Annotated in this window: 15 protein-coding genes; 9 read left to right on the forward strand and 6 right to left on the reverse strand. The window is 65.4% G+C overall.

Going from position 1 to position 16154, the window contains the following annotated elements:
* Nucleotides 1-76: 76 nt before the first annotated feature.
* The 4 genes from ACTHN9_RS06080 to pyrF all read left to right on the forward strand — a co-directional run bounded on the left by ACTHN9_RS06080 (nt 77) and on the right by pyrF (nt 3998).
* On the forward strand, nt 77-865 hold the full coding sequence (locus tag ACTHN9_RS06080; RefSeq protein WP_440535853.1) for an SDR family NAD(P)-dependent oxidoreductase: 789 nt from the start codon (nt 77-79) through the stop codon (nt 863-865).
* Nucleotides 862-1758 (forward strand): SMP-30/gluconolactonase/LRE family protein, encoded by an 897-nt coding sequence (locus ACTHN9_RS06085; protein WP_440535854.1) that lies wholly within the window; start codon nt 862-864, stop codon nt 1756-1758. Before ACTHN9_RS06080 ends, ACTHN9_RS06085 begins: the two co-directional genes overlap by 4 nt.
* A gap of 117 nt (nt 1759-1875) precedes the next feature.
* Nucleotides 1876-2952: an aldose 1-epimerase gene (locus ACTHN9_RS06090; protein WP_440535855.1), complete on the forward strand. Its 1077-nt coding sequence runs from the start codon at nt 1876-1878 to the stop codon at nt 2950-2952.
* A 221-nt stretch (nt 2953-3173) separates the two neighbouring features.
* Nucleotides 3174-3998 (forward strand): orotidine-5'-phosphate decarboxylase, encoded by an 825-nt coding sequence (gene pyrF, locus ACTHN9_RS06095; RefSeq protein WP_440535868.1) that lies wholly within the window; start codon nt 3174-3176, stop codon nt 3996-3998.
* Between the two features lie 50 nt (nt 3999-4048).
* On the opposite strand, the gene ACTHN9_RS06100 is transcribed toward pyrF, so the two are convergent.
* The 3 genes from ACTHN9_RS06100 to thiL all read right to left on the reverse strand — a co-directional run bounded on the left by ACTHN9_RS06100 (nt 4049) and on the right by thiL (nt 6223).
* The gene (locus ACTHN9_RS06100; protein WP_440535856.1) at nt 4049-4549 is read right to left on the reverse strand and encodes a CinA family protein; all 501 of its coding nucleotides are present in this window, start codon (nt 4547-4549) and stop codon (nt 4049-4051) included.
* A gap of 137 nt (nt 4550-4686) precedes the next feature.
* Nucleotides 4687-5232 (reverse strand): phosphatidylglycerophosphatase A family protein, encoded by a 546-nt coding sequence (locus ACTHN9_RS06105; RefSeq protein ID WP_440535857.1) that lies wholly within the window; start codon nt 5230-5232, stop codon nt 4687-4689.
* A complete protein-coding gene (gene thiL, locus ACTHN9_RS06110) occupies nt 5222-6223 on the reverse strand; it encodes a thiamine-phosphate kinase (RefSeq protein WP_440535858.1) in 1002 nt (333 codons plus the stop codon). Before thiL ends, ACTHN9_RS06105 begins: the two co-directional genes overlap by 11 nt.
* A gap of 162 nt (nt 6224-6385) precedes the next feature.
* Between thiL and ACTHN9_RS06115 the strand changes: the two genes are divergently transcribed.
* The 3 genes from ACTHN9_RS06115 (at nt 6386) to ACTHN9_RS06125 (ending at nt 10073) form a co-directional block, all read left to right on the forward strand.
* Entirely contained in the window at nt 6386-8692 is a 2307-nt protein-coding gene (locus tag ACTHN9_RS06115) for an NADP-dependent malic enzyme (protein ID WP_440535859.1), read from the forward strand.
* Between the two features lie 351 nt (nt 8693-9043).
* Nucleotides 9044-9496 (forward strand): ribonuclease, encoded by a 453-nt coding sequence (locus ACTHN9_RS06120; RefSeq protein ID WP_440535860.1) that lies wholly within the window; start codon nt 9044-9046, stop codon nt 9494-9496.
* Between the two features lie 16 nt (nt 9497-9512).
* A complete protein-coding gene (locus ACTHN9_RS06125) occupies nt 9513-10073 on the forward strand; it encodes a barstar family protein (RefSeq protein WP_440535861.1) in 561 nt (186 codons plus the stop codon).
* Nucleotides 10074-10155: 82 nt separating this feature from the next.
* On the opposite strand, the gene ACTHN9_RS06130 is transcribed toward ACTHN9_RS06125, so the two are convergent.
* A complete protein-coding gene (locus tag ACTHN9_RS06130) occupies nt 10156-10896 on the reverse strand; it encodes a 16S rRNA (uracil(1498)-N(3))-methyltransferase (RefSeq protein ID WP_440535862.1) in 741 nt (246 codons plus the stop codon).
* Nucleotides 10897-10986: 90 nt separating this feature from the next.
* Nucleotides 10987-11847, reverse strand: coding sequence for a polyamine aminopropyltransferase (speE, locus tag ACTHN9_RS06135; RefSeq protein WP_440535863.1), 861 nt, complete (start codon nt 11845-11847; stop codon nt 10987-10989).
* A gap of 312 nt (nt 11848-12159) precedes the next feature.
* Between speE and tkt the strand changes: the two genes are divergently transcribed.
* A complete protein-coding gene (tkt, locus tag ACTHN9_RS06140) occupies nt 12160-14181 on the forward strand; it encodes a transketolase (protein ID WP_440535864.1) in 2022 nt (673 codons plus the stop codon).
* A 125-nt stretch (nt 14182-14306) separates the two neighbouring features.
* Nucleotides 14307-15317 (forward strand): type I glyceraldehyde-3-phosphate dehydrogenase, encoded by a 1011-nt coding sequence (gap, locus tag ACTHN9_RS06145; protein WP_440535865.1) that lies wholly within the window; start codon nt 14307-14309, stop codon nt 15315-15317.
* Between the two features lie 169 nt (nt 15318-15486).
* On the opposite strand, the gene fur is transcribed toward gap, so the two are convergent.
* Nucleotides 15487-15915, reverse strand: a complete 429-nt coding sequence (fur, locus tag ACTHN9_RS06150) for a ferric iron uptake transcriptional regulator (protein ID WP_440535866.1) — start codon at nt 15913-15915, stop codon at nt 15487-15489.
* Nucleotides 15916-16154: the final 239 nt, after the last annotated feature.

A 16154-nucleotide genomic window follows, 5' to 3' on the forward strand; every position in this document is an offset into this window, starting at 1 on the left:
GACGTAAAACGATAACGAGTGATGCTTCGGGCCTGCGCCTCGGTCGCGGGCCCTCGATCCAACGGAGAATTGAACGATGTCGCTTCCCGATCATCCGCAGCTAGGCCCCTACGCGCGTTACCCTAGCCTCGTGGGCCGCACCGTGTTCATCACGGGCGGCGCCACCGGTATCGGCGCGTCGTTCGTCGAGCATTTCGCGCGGCAAGGCGCGAGGGTCGCTTTCTGCGATATCGATGCGAGCGCGGGCGAGGCGCTGGCCGACGCGCTCGGCGACGCGCGCGAGAAGCCGCTCTTTCTCGCTTGCGACGTGACCGACATCGATGCGCTGCGCGGCGCGATCGCCGATGCGCAAAACGCGCTCGGCCCGATCGCGGTACTCGTCAACAATGCGGCGAACGACGTGCGCCATGCGCTTGCCGACGTGACGCCGGCCTCGTTCGACGCCGGCATCGCCGTCAATCTGCGTCATCAGTTTTTCGCGGCGCAGGCTGTCGTCGAAGACATGAAGCGCGCGGGCGGCGGCTCGATCATCAACCTCGGCTCGATCAGCTGGATGCTCAAGCAAGGCGGCATGCCCGTGTATCTCACGTCGAAGGCGGCCATCCAGGGCCTCACGCACGCGCTGGCCCGCGACCTGGGCGCGTTCGGCATTCGCGTGAACACGCTCGTGCCCGGCTGGGTCTTGACCGAAAAGCAGCGACGGCTTTGGCTCGACGAAGCGGGCAAACGCGCCTTGAAGGAAGGCCAATGCCTGGACGGCGAATTGATGCCCGAGGATCTCGCGCGCATGGCGCTGTTCTTGGCGGCCGACGACAGCCGCATGGTGACGGCGCAGGAGTTCATTGTGGACGGAGGCTGGGCATGAGCGGGCCCGCCATCGAAGTCACGCTCGCCGTGCGGGCACGGTGCACGCTGGGCGAGGGCGCGACGTGGTGCGCGCGCACGGGACGTTTTTATTGGACGGACATCGAAGGCGCGTGCCTGCATCGCTACGATCCGAGCCAGGGCGAACACACGAGCTGGGCCATGCCGGAGCGGCTTGCGACGTTCGCATTATGCGAGGACCCGAATCGCCTGCTGCTCGGCCTCGCGACGCATCTGGCGTTCTTCGATCTCAAGACGCGCGAGATGCGCCGGATCGTCGACGTCGAGCCCGAACTCGATACGCGGTTGAACGACGGTCGCTGCGACCGGCAAGGCCGGTTCGTGTTCGGCACCAAGCACGAAGGCGCGCCGTTGCGTCCGATCGGCGGTTTTTATCGGCTCAATCGCGATTTGTCGCTCGAGCGGTTGCCCCTGCCGGCGCCGGCGATCTCGAACAGCATTGCGTTCAGCCCGGACGGCGCGACGATGTATTGCTGCGATTCGCCGACGCGCGAGATTCTCGCCTGCGACTACGGCGCAGATGGCGTAGTCGGCAACGTTCGCGTATTCGCACGGCTCGAAGATGCCGACGGGGTGCCCGACGGTTCCACCGTCGACGCCGAGGGTGGCCTGTGGAACGCACAGTGGGGCGGCGGCCGTGTGGTGCGCTACGGGTCGGACGGTGCCGAGACCGAACGCGTGCGCGTACCGACGAGCCAGCCAAGCTGCATTGCGTTGGGCGGCCCCGATCTCGGCACGCTTTACGTGACGAGCGCCCGCATCGAATTGGATGCGGCCTCGCTCGAGGCCGAACCGGACGCTGGCGGGATTTTCGTGGCGTCGAGCGCGCGCCGAGGGTTGCCGGAGCCGCTGTTTCTCGGCCAGTGGCGGTAAACGCGGACAAATCGCGTTAAACCGAACGCCACATCGCGAGTCAAAGGCGGCAAAGACACGCCTTCATCTATCGCCAAGCCGGCCGAGCCGGCCCAGCGCCTCTCGACGGAGCGGATCATGAGCGCAGCGAACACCGATGCCACCCTGACCAGAGGCGCACATGCGTCCGATACGCCGAGCGCACGCACGCAGGCGCGCGGCTCGCGGGCGGAAGAACGCAATGCGAAGCTCGCCGCCATCGTCCAGCCGGTCCGGCCGGGGCCGGGGACGTCCGCCATCGCGCGCGGGGCGGTGGGCGCGCGCCGCCACACCGACGTCACGCTCGCGAACGGGCAATTGCGCATCGATATCGCGCCGACGCTCGGCGGCGGATTGACGCGCTTCGATTGGCACGGCGACGGCAGCGTTCCGACGCCGATTTTTCGCGGATGCGCGCTCGCGCCGTCGGGCACGGATCCCAATGCGCTCGCCTGTTATCCGCTCGTGCCGTATTCGAATCGGATCGGCGGAGCGCGCTTTCGGTTCGAGGGGCGCGACGTGGCCGTGCCGCGCAACCGTGCCAGCGAGCCGCTGCCGATTCATGGCGACGGCTGGTTGCGACCGTGGCACGTCGTCGAACGCGGCGAGACGCATGCCACGCTCGCGCTCGAGCGCGAGCGGGCCAAGCCGTTCGCTTACCGAGCGACGCAGCGCTATGCGCTCGACGACGCGACGCTCTGCGTGACGCTTGCCGTCGAAAACGCCGGGCGCGAGCCGATGCCGTTCGGGCTCGGTTTGCACCCGTTTGTGGCGCGCGACGTCGACACCCGGCTATCGGCGGCCGCCAGCGGGTTGTGGCTGTCCGATGACGACTGGCTGCCGGTGCGCCACGTGCCGGTGCCGCCGGCCTGGACGTTCGGCGTCGCGTATCCGCTGCCCGAAGCGCTCGTCAATCATGCGTTCACGCAATGGAGCGGCCGTGCCTGCGTCGTCTGGCCGCGCAAGCGCCTATCGCTGACGATCGCGGCGGATGCCGACTACTACGTGCTTTATACGCCGCCGGGCGAAGACTTCTTTTGCTTCGAGCCCGTCGATCACCCGATCAATGCGGTCAATCTGCCTGGCGGCGCGGGCGAACACGGGATGACGGTGTTGGCGCCGGGCGAGACGCTCGAGCGCGAATTTCGATTCACGGTCGAACCGGTCGGCCGTTAGCCGCCGGCTTTTAGCGTTTAGATCTACCGTTAGCTCTTAGCTCTTAGCTCTTAGCTCTTAGCTCTTAGCTCTTAGCTCTTAGCTCTTAGCTCTTAGCCCTTACCCCTTAGCCCATCGTCGGCACCGGTCTGCACCGCTGTTTGGGCGCCGACGCCGAGGCGCGCCCCCGCGCGGGTAAAATGAGCGCCTTTCCCGCCACGGGCACCCATCTCGATTTCGTCATGTCCACCACCTACTCGTTCGTCCGCTCGCTGGGCGACGCCTGGCAACGCACGGGCTCGCTCCTCACCGTCGGTCTCGATCCCGAACCGTCGCGCTTTCCCGCCGCGCTGGCGAACCGCCCCGATCGAATTTTCGACTTCTGCCGCGAGATCGTCGACGCGACCGCGCCGTTCGCGAGCGCATTCAAACCGCAGATCGCCTATTTCGCCGCGCACCGGGCCGAAGATCAACTGGAAGCGTTGATTGCGCATATCCACGAGCGGCACCCGGGCTTACCCGTCATCTTGGATGCCAAGCGCGGCGACATCGGCAGCACCGCCGAGCAGTACGCGCGCGAGGCGTTCGAGCGCTACCGCGCCGATGCGGTGACGGTCAATCCGTACATGGGGTTCGATTCGATCGAGCCGTACCTCGCGCACGAAGGCAAGGGCGTGATCGTGCTGTGCCGCACCTCCAATCCGGGCGGCTCCGATCTTCAGTTTCTCGACACGCTCGGCCGGCCGCTTTACCAAGTCGTGGCCTCGCTGGCGGCCGAGAAGTGGAATGCGAGCGGGCAGCTCGGTTTGGTCGTCGGTGCTACCTTCCCGAAGGAAATCGAGATCGTGCGCGGGATCGTCGGCGATATGCCGCTCTTGATTCCGGGAATCGGCGCCCAGGGCGGCGATGTGGAGGCCACGGTGCGCGCCGGCCGCACGAGCGCCGGCAGCGGGATGATGATCAATTCGTCGCGTGCGATTCTCTACGCGGGCAAGGACGAACATTTCGCGCAGGCCGCCGCACGGGCCGCCGAGCAAACGCGCGACAAGATCAACGCTTATCGCTGATCGTTCGCCGGGCGTTCGTGGGCGAGCGCGAGGACGAGGACGACGGCCGTTCAGCGCTCGTTTTCGTCGATGTGTGTCAGCAGGCCGCGCAGCGCATGCGCGGCAGCTTGCACTCGGATCTGTTCGCGGTCGCCCTTGAAAACGAGCGTTTCGGCCGAGGTTTGCAGACGATTGCTCCAAGCGAAGCAGACCATGCCGACGGGTTTGGCCGCCGTGCCGCCGCCGGGGCCGGCCACGCCCGTGATCGCAAGCGACACCTGTGCGCGGCTATTGCGCAGGGCCCCTTCGGCCATCGCTCGAGCGACGCTCTCGCTGACGGCGCCCTGTTTGTCGATGAGTTCGGCCGGCACGCCGATCATCTCCGTTTTCGCTTGATTCGAATAAGTGACGAAGCCGCGCTCGAACCAGCCGCTGCTGCCCGAGATGTCGGTGACGGCGGTCGCGACCATGCCGCCGGTGCACGACTCGGCGGTCGCGAGCAAAAGGTGCGTCTCGCGCAGCTTATTGCCGACGCGCACGGCAAGTTGATGAACGACGGAATCGGTGGGCATCGCACTGATCTCGGCTGAGAGAAGGTTGCTTGGCGGGGTGCGCGGCGCATCGGCCGGTCACACGGTCACACGGTCACACGGTCACACGGTCACACGGTCACACGGTCACACGGTCACACGGTCACACGGTCACACGGTCACACGGTCATGCGCCAAAGGGCGATCACGAGCAGCGTGAAGAACGCGGCGACGAGATCGTCGAGCATGATCCCGAATCCGCCTTTGACGCGGCGATCGAAGTAGCGGATCGGCGGCGGCTTGACCATGTCGAAGAAGCGGAACACCAAGAACGCCCACAACTGCCCGGCGAAGGTCTCGGGCGTGACGAAGACGAGGACGAGCCAGAACGCGACGATCTCGTCCCAGACGACGGGAGACGGATCGTCCGTGCCCATCTTGCGCGCGGTGAATCCGGTCATGTAGATGCCGGCGACGAATCCGACGACGATCAGCGCCGCCCATTCGACGACGGTGAGACGGCCGTCGAGCGCGGCGAACGACACCCAGGCGAAGAGCGTGCCCATCGTGCCCGGCATGATCGGCGAGAGGCCGCTGCCGAAGCCGAGCGAAAAGCAATGGAGAGGGTGCGAAAGCATGAAGCGCGCGCTGGCGCGGCGCTTGGGGGGCGGCGAGTAGGACGGCGCGGGCGACGGGCCGCCGGGAAGCGAAGGATCAGTGTGCATCGAAATGGTCGAAGCCGTGCAGCGTCAAGGAAAGCGGCCCATGCGAGGCGTCGTGCCACGCGATCGTGGGCTCGTCGGTCGCATGACGCAGGGCGTTCATTGTACCGATCCGCGTGACGGCGACATCCGCGCGGGCGCCGGCGTCGGCGATGGCTTCGCGTGCGCGCGGCGGGGCGGTGAACAGCAGCTCGTAATCGTCGCCGCCAGCGAGCATGCATTGTCTTTGGGCGTCGAGCGGCAGCTTGCGCAGGGCGCTCGAGCGCGGGACGGCATCGACGTCGATCGATGCGCGCATCTGCGAGCGCTCGAGGATGTGGCGCAGGTCGCCCGCCAAGCCGTCGGAGAGGTCCAGCGCCGAATGCGCGAGCCCGCGCAATGCAAGCCCGAGCGCGATGCGCGGCTCGGGCCGCTCGAGCGCGTGCCGCAGCGCGGCCTGTTCGCGCGCGTCGAACAGGGTAGCGGGCCATTCGCTGCGCGCGAGCCCCAGCCCCGCACGCGCATCGCCCAACGTGCCCGATACCCAGACGTCGTCGCCGTCGCGCGCGCCGTCGCGGCGCAGGGCGCCTTGCGCCGGTACGTCGCCGAAAATCGTCACGCATAGGTTGAGCGGCCCGCGCGTCGTATCGCCGCCGATCAACTCGCAGTCGAAGCGCTCGGCCAACGCGAACAGGCCGTCGGCAAACGCTTCGAGCCAAGCTTCGCGCGGCGTTTCGAGCGCGAGGGCGAGCGTGAAGGCGCGCGGTTTCGCGCCCATCGCCGCGAGGTCGGACAGATTGACGGCGAGCGTCTTGTGGCCGAGCGCCTGTGGGTCGACATTCGGCAGGAAATGCCGGCCTTCGACGAGCATGTCCGTCGAAACGGCCAGTAATTCACCGGCTTCGGGGGCGATCAAAGCGCAATCGTCGCCGATGCCGAGCACGGCGCGCTGGGGGCGCGCTCGCGAACGCTGCGCGAAGCAGCGCTCGATCAAGGCGAACTCGGAAAGGGGCATAAATAGGTGCGATTCTTGTGAGCCGTTGCGGCAGCGCCTGGGCGCCCGCCGCACTCGGCCGGACGGACAAGGCAGTCGGGGCGGGCCACGAATGGCGCTACAATGCGTCGAACTCTCATTCTAATCCGCGTAACAAGCAAACAGACTGGACTCTCCAACCTCATGTCTACGAATCCCGCTGCCGCCAAGGCGAAGCTGCGCGAAGCCGCGCTCGATTATCACGAATTCCCCTCGCCCGGCAAGATCGCCATCGCGCCGACGAAACAGATGATCAATCAGCGCGATCTGGCGCTAGCGTATTCGCCGGGTGTCGCCTTCGCGTGCGAGGAAATCGTCGAGAATCCGCTGAACGCGGCGCGTTTCACGGCGCGTAGCAATCTGGTGGGCGTCGTCACGAACGGCACGGCGGTGCTCGGGCTCGGCAACATCGGCCCCCTGGCGTCGAAACCCGTGATGGAAGGCAAGGCCGTGCTGTTCAAGAAGTTCGCCGGTATCGACGTGTTCGACATCGAACTGAACGAATCCGATCCGCATAAGCTCGTCGACGTCATCGCCGCGCTCGAGCCGACGTTCGGCGGGATCAACCTCGAAGACATCAAGGCGCCCGACTGTTTCATCGTCGAACGCGAATGCCGCAAGCGGATGAAGATCCCCGTCTTCCACGACGACCAGCACGGTACCGCGATCGTCGTCGCCGCGGCGGTGACGAACGGCTTGAAGGTCGTGGGCAAGGACATCTCGCAGGTCAAGCTCGTGGCGTCCGGCGCGGGCGCGGCCGCGCTCGCGTGCTTGGATTTGCTCGTCGACTTGGGCTTGCGGCTCGAGAACATTCTGGTGACCGATTTGGCGGGTGTGGTCTACAAGGGCCGCACCGAACTCATGGATCCGGACAAGGAGCGCTTCGCGCGCGAAACGTCGGCGCGCACGCTGGCCGAGGTCATGGAAGGCGCGGACATTTTCCTCGGCCTGTCGGCGGGCGGGGTGCTCAAGCCCGACATGGTGAAGACGATGGCGGCGAAACCCTTGATTCTCGCGCTCGCGAATCCGACGCCCGAGATCTTGCCCGAACTCGCGCTCGAAGTTCGCCCAGATGCCGTGCTGGCGACGGGACGCACGGATTACCCGAATCAGGTGAACAACGTCCTGTGCTTCCCGTTCATCTTCCGCGGCGCACTGGATGCCGGTGCGACGACGGTCACGCGTGAAATGGAAATCGCGGCGGTCAACGCGATCGCCGAATTGGCGCGCCAAGAGCAGAGCGACATCGTTGCGACAGCGTACGGCATTCAGGATCTCTCGTTCGGGCCCGAGTACTTGATTCCGAAGCCGTTCGATCCGCGCCTGATCGTGAAGATCGCGCCGGCCGTCGCCCAGGCGGCGATGGATTCGGGCGTCGCGACGCGTCCGATCGAGGACATGGAAGCCTACAAGCAGCACCTGCAGCAGTTCGTCTATCACAGCGGCACGACGATGAAGCCCATCTTCCAGCAGGCGCGCAGCGTCGAGCCGGGCAAGAAGCGCATCGTGTTCGCCGAAGGCGAGGAAGAGCGCGTGCTGCGGGCGGTGCAGATCGTCGTCGACGAAAAGCTCGCCACGCCGATCCTGATCGGCCGCCCGGGCGTGATCGAGCATCGGATCGAGCGTTACGGTTTGCGGCTGACGCCGGGCGTCGATTTCACGGTGGTGAACACCGAGCACGACGAGCGCTACCGCGAGTTTTGGCAGGAGTACTACCACCTCATGGCGCGCAAGGGCATCAGCCAACAGTTGGCGAAGGTCGAAATGCGCCGGCGCACGACGTTGATCGGCTCGATGCTCGTGAACAAGGGGGAAGCGGACGGCATGATCTGCGGCACGATCTCCACGCCGCATCGCCATTTGCACTTCATCAACCAAGTGATCGGCAAGCGCGAGGGCTGCACGGTGTTCGGCGCGATGAACGGCCTCGTGCTGCCGGGCCGTCAGATCTTCCTCGTCGATACGCACGTGAACGTCGACCCGACGCCGGCGGAACTGGCCGAGATCACGATCATGGCGGCCGAAGAGGTGCGCCGCTTCGGTATCGAGCCGAAGGTCGCGCTCGTGTCCCATTCGAACTTCGGGACCAGCAACGCGCCGTCCGCTCAAAAGATGCGCGATACGCTCGCGATCCTGAAGCAACGTGCGCCCGAGCTGCACGTCGACGGTGAGATGCATGGCGACGTCGCGCTCGATCCGGCGCTGCGCCGCGAGGTGCTGCCGGAATCGACGCTCGAAGGCGAGGCCAATCTGCTCGTACTGCCGAACATCGATGCGGCAAACATCGCATACAACCTGCTCAAGACCGCGGCGGGCAATAACATCGCGATCGGACCTATCTTGCTCGGTGCCGCCAAGCCCGTGCACGTGCTCACCGAATCCGCAACGGTGCGCCGTATCGTCAACATGGCGGCGCTGCTCGTCGCCGACGTCAGCGCTGTCGGGCGCTGAAGCGGCACGCCTAACCCCGTGAAATAGAAGAAAAAAAAGGCGTGCCCATTGCGGGCACGCCGGGGGCGAAAAGAGAGGCTGCCGCCCCGAGTGCGTGAAACAACGGTATCCGCTGGGTGGAAGCGCAGCGAGGAGGCAAAGACTCGCCGCATCGGCTACCGTCGGAACAGAGCTTATCTTGCTTGGGATAAATTTTTATCGTTTGCTGGATAAATAGGACCGACGGAAGGTCGTCGAAACATCGCTAAACCTTTCATTTTCCAGACAAAGATTGCGTCCGGGGGCCGTTAGAGATACCCTTACACTTTTCGTGGTTCTTCACTTTCGATCGAGCAGCGGGAACTTTGGCCGATGACACGCGCGGGAACACGCGAACGAGCGGGTAAATGGCTTCGTCACGGCGCGCTTGCGGCCTTTGTGGCCGTCGCCGGGTGGACCGGTATCGGCCTACAGGGCGGGCCGGGGGTTGCGTCCGTCGCATTCGCGCGACAGGCGCCAGGCTCGTCCACGGGCATCGCGGCCACGGTCGAGCCGGCGCAGCTACCGCCCGAGGCGGTTGCCACCTTAAAACTGATCGCGGCCGGCGGCCCTTATCCGTACCCGAAGGACGGCGTCGTCTTCGGTAATTTCGAGCGGATGCTACCGGCGCATCGGCGCGGTTACTACCATGAGTACACGGTCCCGACGCCGCGCGCGAGAAACCGCGGCGCGCGCCGCATTGTGTGCGGCGGCCCGATGAGGCGGATCGACAACTGTTTCTATTCAGACGACCACTACAACAGTTTTAAACGCATTGTTGAATGATATTGGGATGAACGGCATGAGCGACAACGTCTACGCGCACGACACCGCAGCCGCGACGGATCTGTTCGCGGCCGGCGACGGCAATCTTTTTCAGCGCGTCATGCAGATGCGCATGGCCGAGCGCGGCCAATGCACAGAGGGCGACGCGGCATCCCGCCATTCACCGAGCGAGGAGCCTATGAGCCTTTTCGCGACCGTGCGACCGAACATCGTCCAATCGATCCGGGCGTTTCGCGTGCAGGATCTCGCCGACGAGGCTCTGCGGCTCGAGCAGCACTTCCTCTATGCTTATTGCGGCCAAGCCGCGTCCAAGCAGGAAGTGCTCGAGACGATCGCCACGTCGTTCCTATTCCCGAAGCACTTCGGCAAGAACTACGATGCGCTCTACGATTGCCTGACCGATCTCGTGCATAAGGCCGGTTCGCAGCCGGGCTTCGTCATCGTGTTGGAAGGGTTGCCCATCGCGCAGAAGTTCGACAAGGAAGGGCGCGAGACGCTGCTCGACGTGTTTCGCGAGGCCGCCGAGTTTTGGGCCGAGCGCAAGGTCGCGTTTCGCGTCTTTTATTCGTTCGCTTAACGGTGCTTGGGTGCATCGCGCGCCTGCCGCGCCACGCATAGCGGTATAGCGGCCTGCCCGCAGTCCGCGATGAGGCGGGCGCTCACCATCCCCCCCAACGCGCGGCCAGCGCGGCCAGCACCGCCATTCCGGCAGTTTCGGTGCGCAGCACGCGCGGCCCCAACGAGAGCGGCGCGAATCCCTGTGCCGCAGCCGCGTCTTCTTCCTCGGGCGAGAGCCCGCCCTCCGGTCCGATCAGCAATGTGACGCCCTCGCTCGGCGGCGTGTCCGGCAGGGACCCGAACGGGCGATCCGCGCGCGGCGACAGCATGAGCCGCAGCGGTCCCGAACCGTCCGGTGCCGGCAACGCCGCTAGCCACTTCGACAGATCGCACGCCGCGTCGACCTCGGGCAGACGATTGCGCCCGCATTGCTCGCAAGCGGCGCGCACGATGCCTTGCCAATGCGCGTGGCGCCGGCTCGCGCGCTCGGCCGACAAGCGCACGACGCTACGAGCCGTGACGAGCGGCGCGATGCGCGCGACGCCCAGTTCGACCGCTTTCTCGATGAGCCAGTCCATCTTGTCCCCGCCCGCGATACCCTGCGCGAGCGCGATCCGATACGGCGGCTCCGCTTCGAGCGCGGCGAATGCGCCGATCTGCGCAAGGGCGCTGCGGCGGCCGACTTCGACGAGCCGAGCCTCGTGCTGTCCGCCCCGGCCGTTGAACAGCGTGAGCGAGTCGCCGGCCGCGAGGCGCAGCACTTGAACGTGGCGGGCGACTTCGTCGGGTAAGGCGACGACGGCGCCGGATTCGAAGTCGGAGTCGACAAAAAAACGAGGCATAAAGCGGCGTTCGAGAATCGGTGGGCGGAAAAGGGCGTTCGCAGCCAGGGCGTGCCAGGCATCGGCGCACTGCACGGCGCCGCCCGGCGTCTAGCCCAAGCCGGCTCGGACGCTGCGCGGCAGCGCGAATAACGCCGGATGCAGCGCGGCGTCATAGTAGCGCAACGTATCGATGCCGCGCGCCGCGAGGCGCGCTTCGATGTCGTGTTTGAACAGCGAGGCGGCATCGAGCGTATCGCTTGCCAGCGCCATCAGCCAGAGCGATCCGTACAGCGGGACGAAGGCGGACATGACATCGACCATCGAGAAGCGCTCGCGCAAGCCGCGCACGAGCACCGCGGCGCGTTCCAGATGAAATTGCGCGGAGCCCAGGTGCATCGACAGCATCGCGCACGGCGCCAGGACGGTCTTCAGGCGCGCATAAAACGCGGCGCTATAGAGTTCGGCGGCGGGGGAATCGGGCGGCGTCAGATCGAACACCACGAGATCGAATCGTTCCGTCGTCGTCGCGACGAACCGCGCGGCATCGCCAATGACGAGCTGGACGCGCGGGTCGTCGAGCGCGCCTTGATGCACCTCGGCTAGATGCTCGCGGGCCATGCTGATCACGGCCGCGTCGAGTTCCGCCACGACGATACGCTCGATGCTCGGATGCGCCAGCAACTGCTTGGCCGCGCCCCCGTCGCCGCCGCCGAGCACCAGCGCCTTGCGGGGCGCCGGATGGGCGAGCGCCGCCGGATGCACCATGCATTCGTGATAGACGAATTCGTCGCCGACGGCAGTCATCGGCCGCGCATCGAGCGTAAAGAGCCGCCCGAGCTGCGGCGTCTCCCACACTTCGATGCGTTGATGGGGCGAGTCGAGTTGGGCGATGCGGCGCGCGCCGGGGAAGCCGTAGGCGGCATCGGGTGTCGGATGAAACAGCAAGGGCGGATCGGTGCGGGAAAACACGGTCGAAACGGATGGCAGCGATCGAGGGAATGATCGAATTATAGGACCGCCACGGGCAGCGGCCCGCCCCAGTGTCTTGCGTCGCAAGTTCGCTCCATCGATCGAGGAACCTCCAACGCCCGACACTAGGCTGGCGGGCTCGCCTCGGCAAGGAGCCGGGCGCCATCTGTTAGAATGACATGCTTTGCAGCCTGTCCGCTTGCTCCCCCCGCGTCGCGCCGCGGCGGGTGCCCCGCCCCCGCCGGCGGCGGTCGAACACGAGCAGCGGTCCATTGCGCGCCACGCTTTCTCGACTCGTTCTCCGGACTCGACATGACCACCTCGTCTCCCGCTCCCACCGCTCTCATGGCGAACGCGATCCGCGCGCTCGCGATGGATGCCGTGCAACAAGCGAACTCTGGCCACCCGGGCATGCCCATGGGCATGGCCGAAATCGCCGTCGCGCTGTGGTCTCGCCACCTCAAGCACAACCCGCTCGACCCGCACTGGGCCGATCGCGACCGTTTTGTGCTGTCGAACGGCCATGGTTCGATGCTGCTTTATTCGCTGCTGCATTTGACCGGCTACGATCTGCCGCTGTCGGAGCTGAAGCATTTCCGCCAGATGCATTCCAAGACGCCGGGCCACCCCGAATACGGCATCACGCCCGGTGTCGAAACGACGACGGGCCCGCTCGGCCAAGGCCTCGCCAATGCCGTCGGCATGGCGCTCGCCGAATCGCTGCTGGCGGCCGAGTTCAACAAGGCCGACGCCAAGATCGTCGATCACCACACCTACGTCTTCCTCGGCGACGGTTGTCTGATGGAAGGTATTTCGCACGAAGCCTGTTCGCTCGCGGGCACGCTCAAGCTGAACAAGCTGATCGCGCTGTACGACGATAACGGCATCTCGATCGACGGCCACGTCGAATACTGGTTCGCCGACGATACCCCGAAGCGCTTCGAGGCCTACGGCTGGAACGTCATTCGCAACGTGGACGGGCACGACGTGCAAGCGGTCGACGCCGCGATCGCCAGCGCCAAGCAGGCCGACAAGCCGACGCTCATTTGCTGCAAGACGGTGATCGGCAAGGGCGCACCCACGAAGGCGGGCGGCCATGACGCGCACGGCGCGCCGCTCGGCGCGCAGGAAATCGCGGCCACGCGCGAGGCGATCGGCTGGAAATGGGAGCCGTTCGTCATTCCGCAAGAAGTCTATGCGGCATGGGATGCGAAGCAAGCGGGCGCGCAGCGCGAAGCGCAGTGGAACGACGCCTTCGCGCAGTATCGCGCGAAGTATCCGCAGGAAGCGGCGGAATTCGAGCGCCGCGCGAGCGGCAAGCTGCCGGCCGACTGGGCCGCCAAGGCGCAAGCGATCATCGCCGGCGCCAACGAGCGCGCCGAAACGGTTGCTACCCGCAAGGCCTCGCAGCAGGCAATCGAAGGCCTCGCGGCCGTCCTGCCCGAACTGCTCGGCGGCTCGGCCGACCTGACGGGGTCGAACCTCACGAACTGGAAGGCCAGCAAGCCGGTGCGCGCGGGCGAACACGGCATCCAGTGGGGCAACCACGTCAACTACGGCGTGCGCGAATTCGGCATGAGCGCGGCGATCAACGGCATCGCGCTGCACGGCGGCTACAAGGCGTTCGGCGGCACGTTCCTCACGTTCTCCGATTACAGCCGTAACGCGCTGCGCGTTGCCGCATTGATGAAGTCGCCCTCGATCTTCGTGTTCACGCACGATTCGATCGGCCTCGGCGAAGACGGTCCGACGCACCAGTCCGTCGAGCACGTGGCAAGCTTGCGCCTGATCCCGAACCTGCACGTATGGCGACCGGCCGATACGGTCGAGACGGCAGTGGCATGGACTCAGGCAGTCGAGTTCCAAGGCCCCTCGTGCCTGATCTTCAGCCGTCAGAATTTGCCGTTCACGCCGCGCAGCGATGCGCAAATCGCGAACATCGCGAAGGGCGGCTACGTCCTGCGCGACTGGAACGACGACATCGTCGCGCGCAAGATCATCTTGATCGCAACGGGCTCGGAGATCGAGCTGGCGCTGGCTGCCGTCGAACCGCTCGCGCAGCAAGGGATCGCGGCCCGCGTGGTGTCGATGCCGGCAACGACCGTCTTCGACCGCCAAGACGCCGAGTACCGCGAACGCGTGCTGCCTAAGGGCGTGCGCCGCGTCGCGATCGAAGCAGGTGTGACGGATTTCTGGCGCAAGTACGTCGGCCTGGAAGGCGGCGTGGTCGGTATCGACACGTTCGGCGAGTCGGCCCCGGCCGGCGTGCTGTTCAAGCATTTCGGTTTTACGGTGGAGCACGTTGTCGCAGCGGCCAAGTCGGCGCTCGAGTAACGATAGACTCACGGGAAGACGCAATACGGCTTCCCGGCGCATCGCGGGCGCGGCCCCGCCCCGCGATGCACCGGCAGGCGTGAGGTACGACAGGTTTTTTCAGCCCCAATATCAGGAGAACCATCATGACGGTACGCGTTGCAATCAACGGGTATGGCCGGATCGGCCGCAACACGCTGCGTGCGTTCTACGAAAGCGGCAAGAAGCACGATCTTCAGATCGTCGCGATCAACGATCTCGGCAATGCGCAAACGAACGCCCACCTGACGAAGTACGACACGGCGCACGGCCCGTTCCCCGGCGAAGTGTCGGTCGAAGGCGAAAACATGATCGTCAACGGCGACAAGATTCGCGTGCTGGCGAACCGCAATCCGGCCGAACTGCCGTGGGGCGAACTCGGTGTCGACGTCGTGATGGAATGCACGGGCTTTTTCACGTCGAAGGAAAAGGCAAGCGCGCACTTGGCCGGCGGCGCGAAGAAGGTGCTGATCTCGGCGCCGGGCGGCAAGGATGTCGACGCGACGATCGTCTACGGCGTGAACCACAACGAGTTGAAAGCCGCGCACACGGTGATCTCGAACGCTTCGTGCACGACGAACTGCCTCGCGCCGCTCGTCAAGCCGCTGAACGATAAGATCGGCCTCGAAACGGGTCTGATGACGACGATCCATGCGTACACGAACGACCAGGTGCTGACGGACGTCTACCACGAAGATCTGCGCCGCGCGCGCTCGGCGACGCACAGCCAGATCCCGACGAAGACGGGTGCCGCCGCGGCGATCGGCCTCGTGCTGCCCGAGTTGGCCGGCAAGCTCGACGGCTACGCGATCCGCGTGCCGACGATCAACGTGTCGATCGTCGACCTCTCGTTCATCGCGAAGCGCGACACGACGGTCGAAGAAATCAACGCGATCATGAAGGAAGCCGCGGAAGGCGAACTGAAGGGCATCCTCGGCTACAACACGGCGCCGCTCGTCTCGATCGACTTCAACCACAACCCGGCCTCGTCGACCTTCGACGCGACGCTCACGAAGGTGGCCGGTCGTCTCGTGAAGGTGTCGAGCTGGTACGACAACGAATGGGGCTTCTCGAACCGCATGCTCGACACGGCCATCGCGCTCGCGACGGCCAAGTAAGTCACGTGCATCGGTCTCGTCCCGCCTCGCGGCGCGGAGGGGACCCGATGTGGGACCCGATGCGGGACCCGATAGCCGCACAACGAAAGAGCCACCCTAGGGTGGCTCTTGTCATATCGTCTGGCGGTTTCGCGCTGGAGCGGCTACGCGGGCGCGCTGCCCGGTCCGGTCAGTGCTTGCGATGCGGGCACGCTTCCTTCGTGCAGGCGCCGTAAAGCGCAAGGGCGTGCTCCTGTAGCTTGAAGCCGCGTTCCTCGGCGATCTTTTGCTGGCGCTGTTCGATTTCGGGATCGAAGAACTCCTCGACGCGCCCGCAGTCGATGCATACGAGGTGGTCGTGATGCGAGCCTTCGTTCAGCTCGAACACGGCTTTACCCGATTCGAAATTGCTGCGCGAGAGCAGGCCCGCCTGCTCGAACTGCGTCAAGACGCGGTACACGGTGGCGAGGCCGATGTCGAGTTCCTCGGTCAGCAGGTTGCGATACACGTCTTCCGCGGTGAGGTGCCGCACGGCGCTACGCTGGAAGATTTCGAGGATTTTGAGGCGCGGTAGGGTCGCCTTCAGCCCGATGTTCTTGAGATCGGTGGGATTGGTCATGGCTAGGCATCCCTAGAGTACAATGCACGATTCGAATAGTAATGGGTTTTTGCTGTTCCGGTCATCTTCGATGAAACTCGCGCGGCCTGGCGAAAGGCAAAAAGGGCCCGCACGGTGGGTGAAATGAGTCCAAATTTTCTTATGAAGCGCGGGGGGAGTCACGTGCGCAAGCTGTTGATCGCTGCCTCGACGGTTGCGCTCGTTGCGGGATGTTCGACCTACGACAGCCTCACGCAGCG

Origin of the sequence: Trinickia sp., from assembly GCF_051953405.1 — a bacterium.
In the GTDB taxonomy this organism is placed as follows: domain Bacteria; phylum Pseudomonadota; class Gammaproteobacteria; order Burkholderiales; family Burkholderiaceae; genus Trinickia.

Excerpts from the sequence above, each read along its gene's own strand:
- ACTHN9_RS06080 (WP_440535853.1), top strand. The coding sequence starts at position 77 with ATGTCGCTTCCCGATCATCCGCAGCTAGGCCCCTACGCGCGTTACCCT.
- ACTHN9_RS06085 (WP_440535854.1), top strand. The coding sequence starts at position 862 with ATGAGCGGGCCCGCCATCGAAGTCACGCTCGCCGTGCGGGCACGGTGC.
- ACTHN9_RS06090 (WP_440535855.1), top strand. The coding sequence starts at position 1,876 with ATGAGCGCAGCGAACACCGATGCCACCCTGACCAGAGGCGCACATGCG.
- pyrF (WP_440535868.1), top strand. The coding sequence starts at position 3,174 with ATGTCCACCACCTACTCGTTCGTCCGCTCGCTGGGCGACGCCTGGCAA.
- ACTHN9_RS06100 (WP_440535856.1), bottom strand. The coding sequence starts at position 4,549 with ATGCCCACCGATTCCGTCGTTCATCAACTTGCCGTGCGCGTCGGCAAT.
- ACTHN9_RS06105 (WP_440535857.1), bottom strand. The coding sequence starts at position 5,232 with ATGCACACTGATCCTTCGCTTCCCGGCGGCCCGTCGCCCGCGCCGTCC.
- thiL (WP_440535858.1), bottom strand. The coding sequence starts at position 6,223 with ATGCCCCTTTCCGAGTTCGCCTTGATCGAGCGCTGCTTCGCGCAGCGT.
- ACTHN9_RS06115 (WP_440535859.1), top strand. The coding sequence starts at position 6,386 with ATGTCTACGAATCCCGCTGCCGCCAAGGCGAAGCTGCGCGAAGCCGCG.
- ACTHN9_RS06120 (WP_440535860.1), top strand. The coding sequence starts at position 9,044 with ATGACACGCGCGGGAACACGCGAACGAGCGGGTAAATGGCTTCGTCAC.
- ACTHN9_RS06125 (WP_440535861.1), top strand. The coding sequence starts at position 9,513 with ATGAGCGACAACGTCTACGCGCACGACACCGCAGCCGCGACGGATCTG.
- ACTHN9_RS06130 (WP_440535862.1), bottom strand. The coding sequence starts at position 10,896 with ATGCCTCGTTTTTTTGTCGACTCCGACTTCGAATCCGGCGCCGTCGTC.
- tkt (WP_440535864.1), top strand. The coding sequence starts at position 12,160 with ATGACCACCTCGTCTCCCGCTCCCACCGCTCTCATGGCGAACGCGATC.
- gap (WP_440535865.1), top strand. The coding sequence starts at position 14,307 with ATGACGGTACGCGTTGCAATCAACGGGTATGGCCGGATCGGCCGCAAC.
- fur (WP_440535866.1), bottom strand. The coding sequence starts at position 15,915 with ATGACCAATCCCACCGATCTCAAGAACATCGGGCTGAAGGCGACCCTA.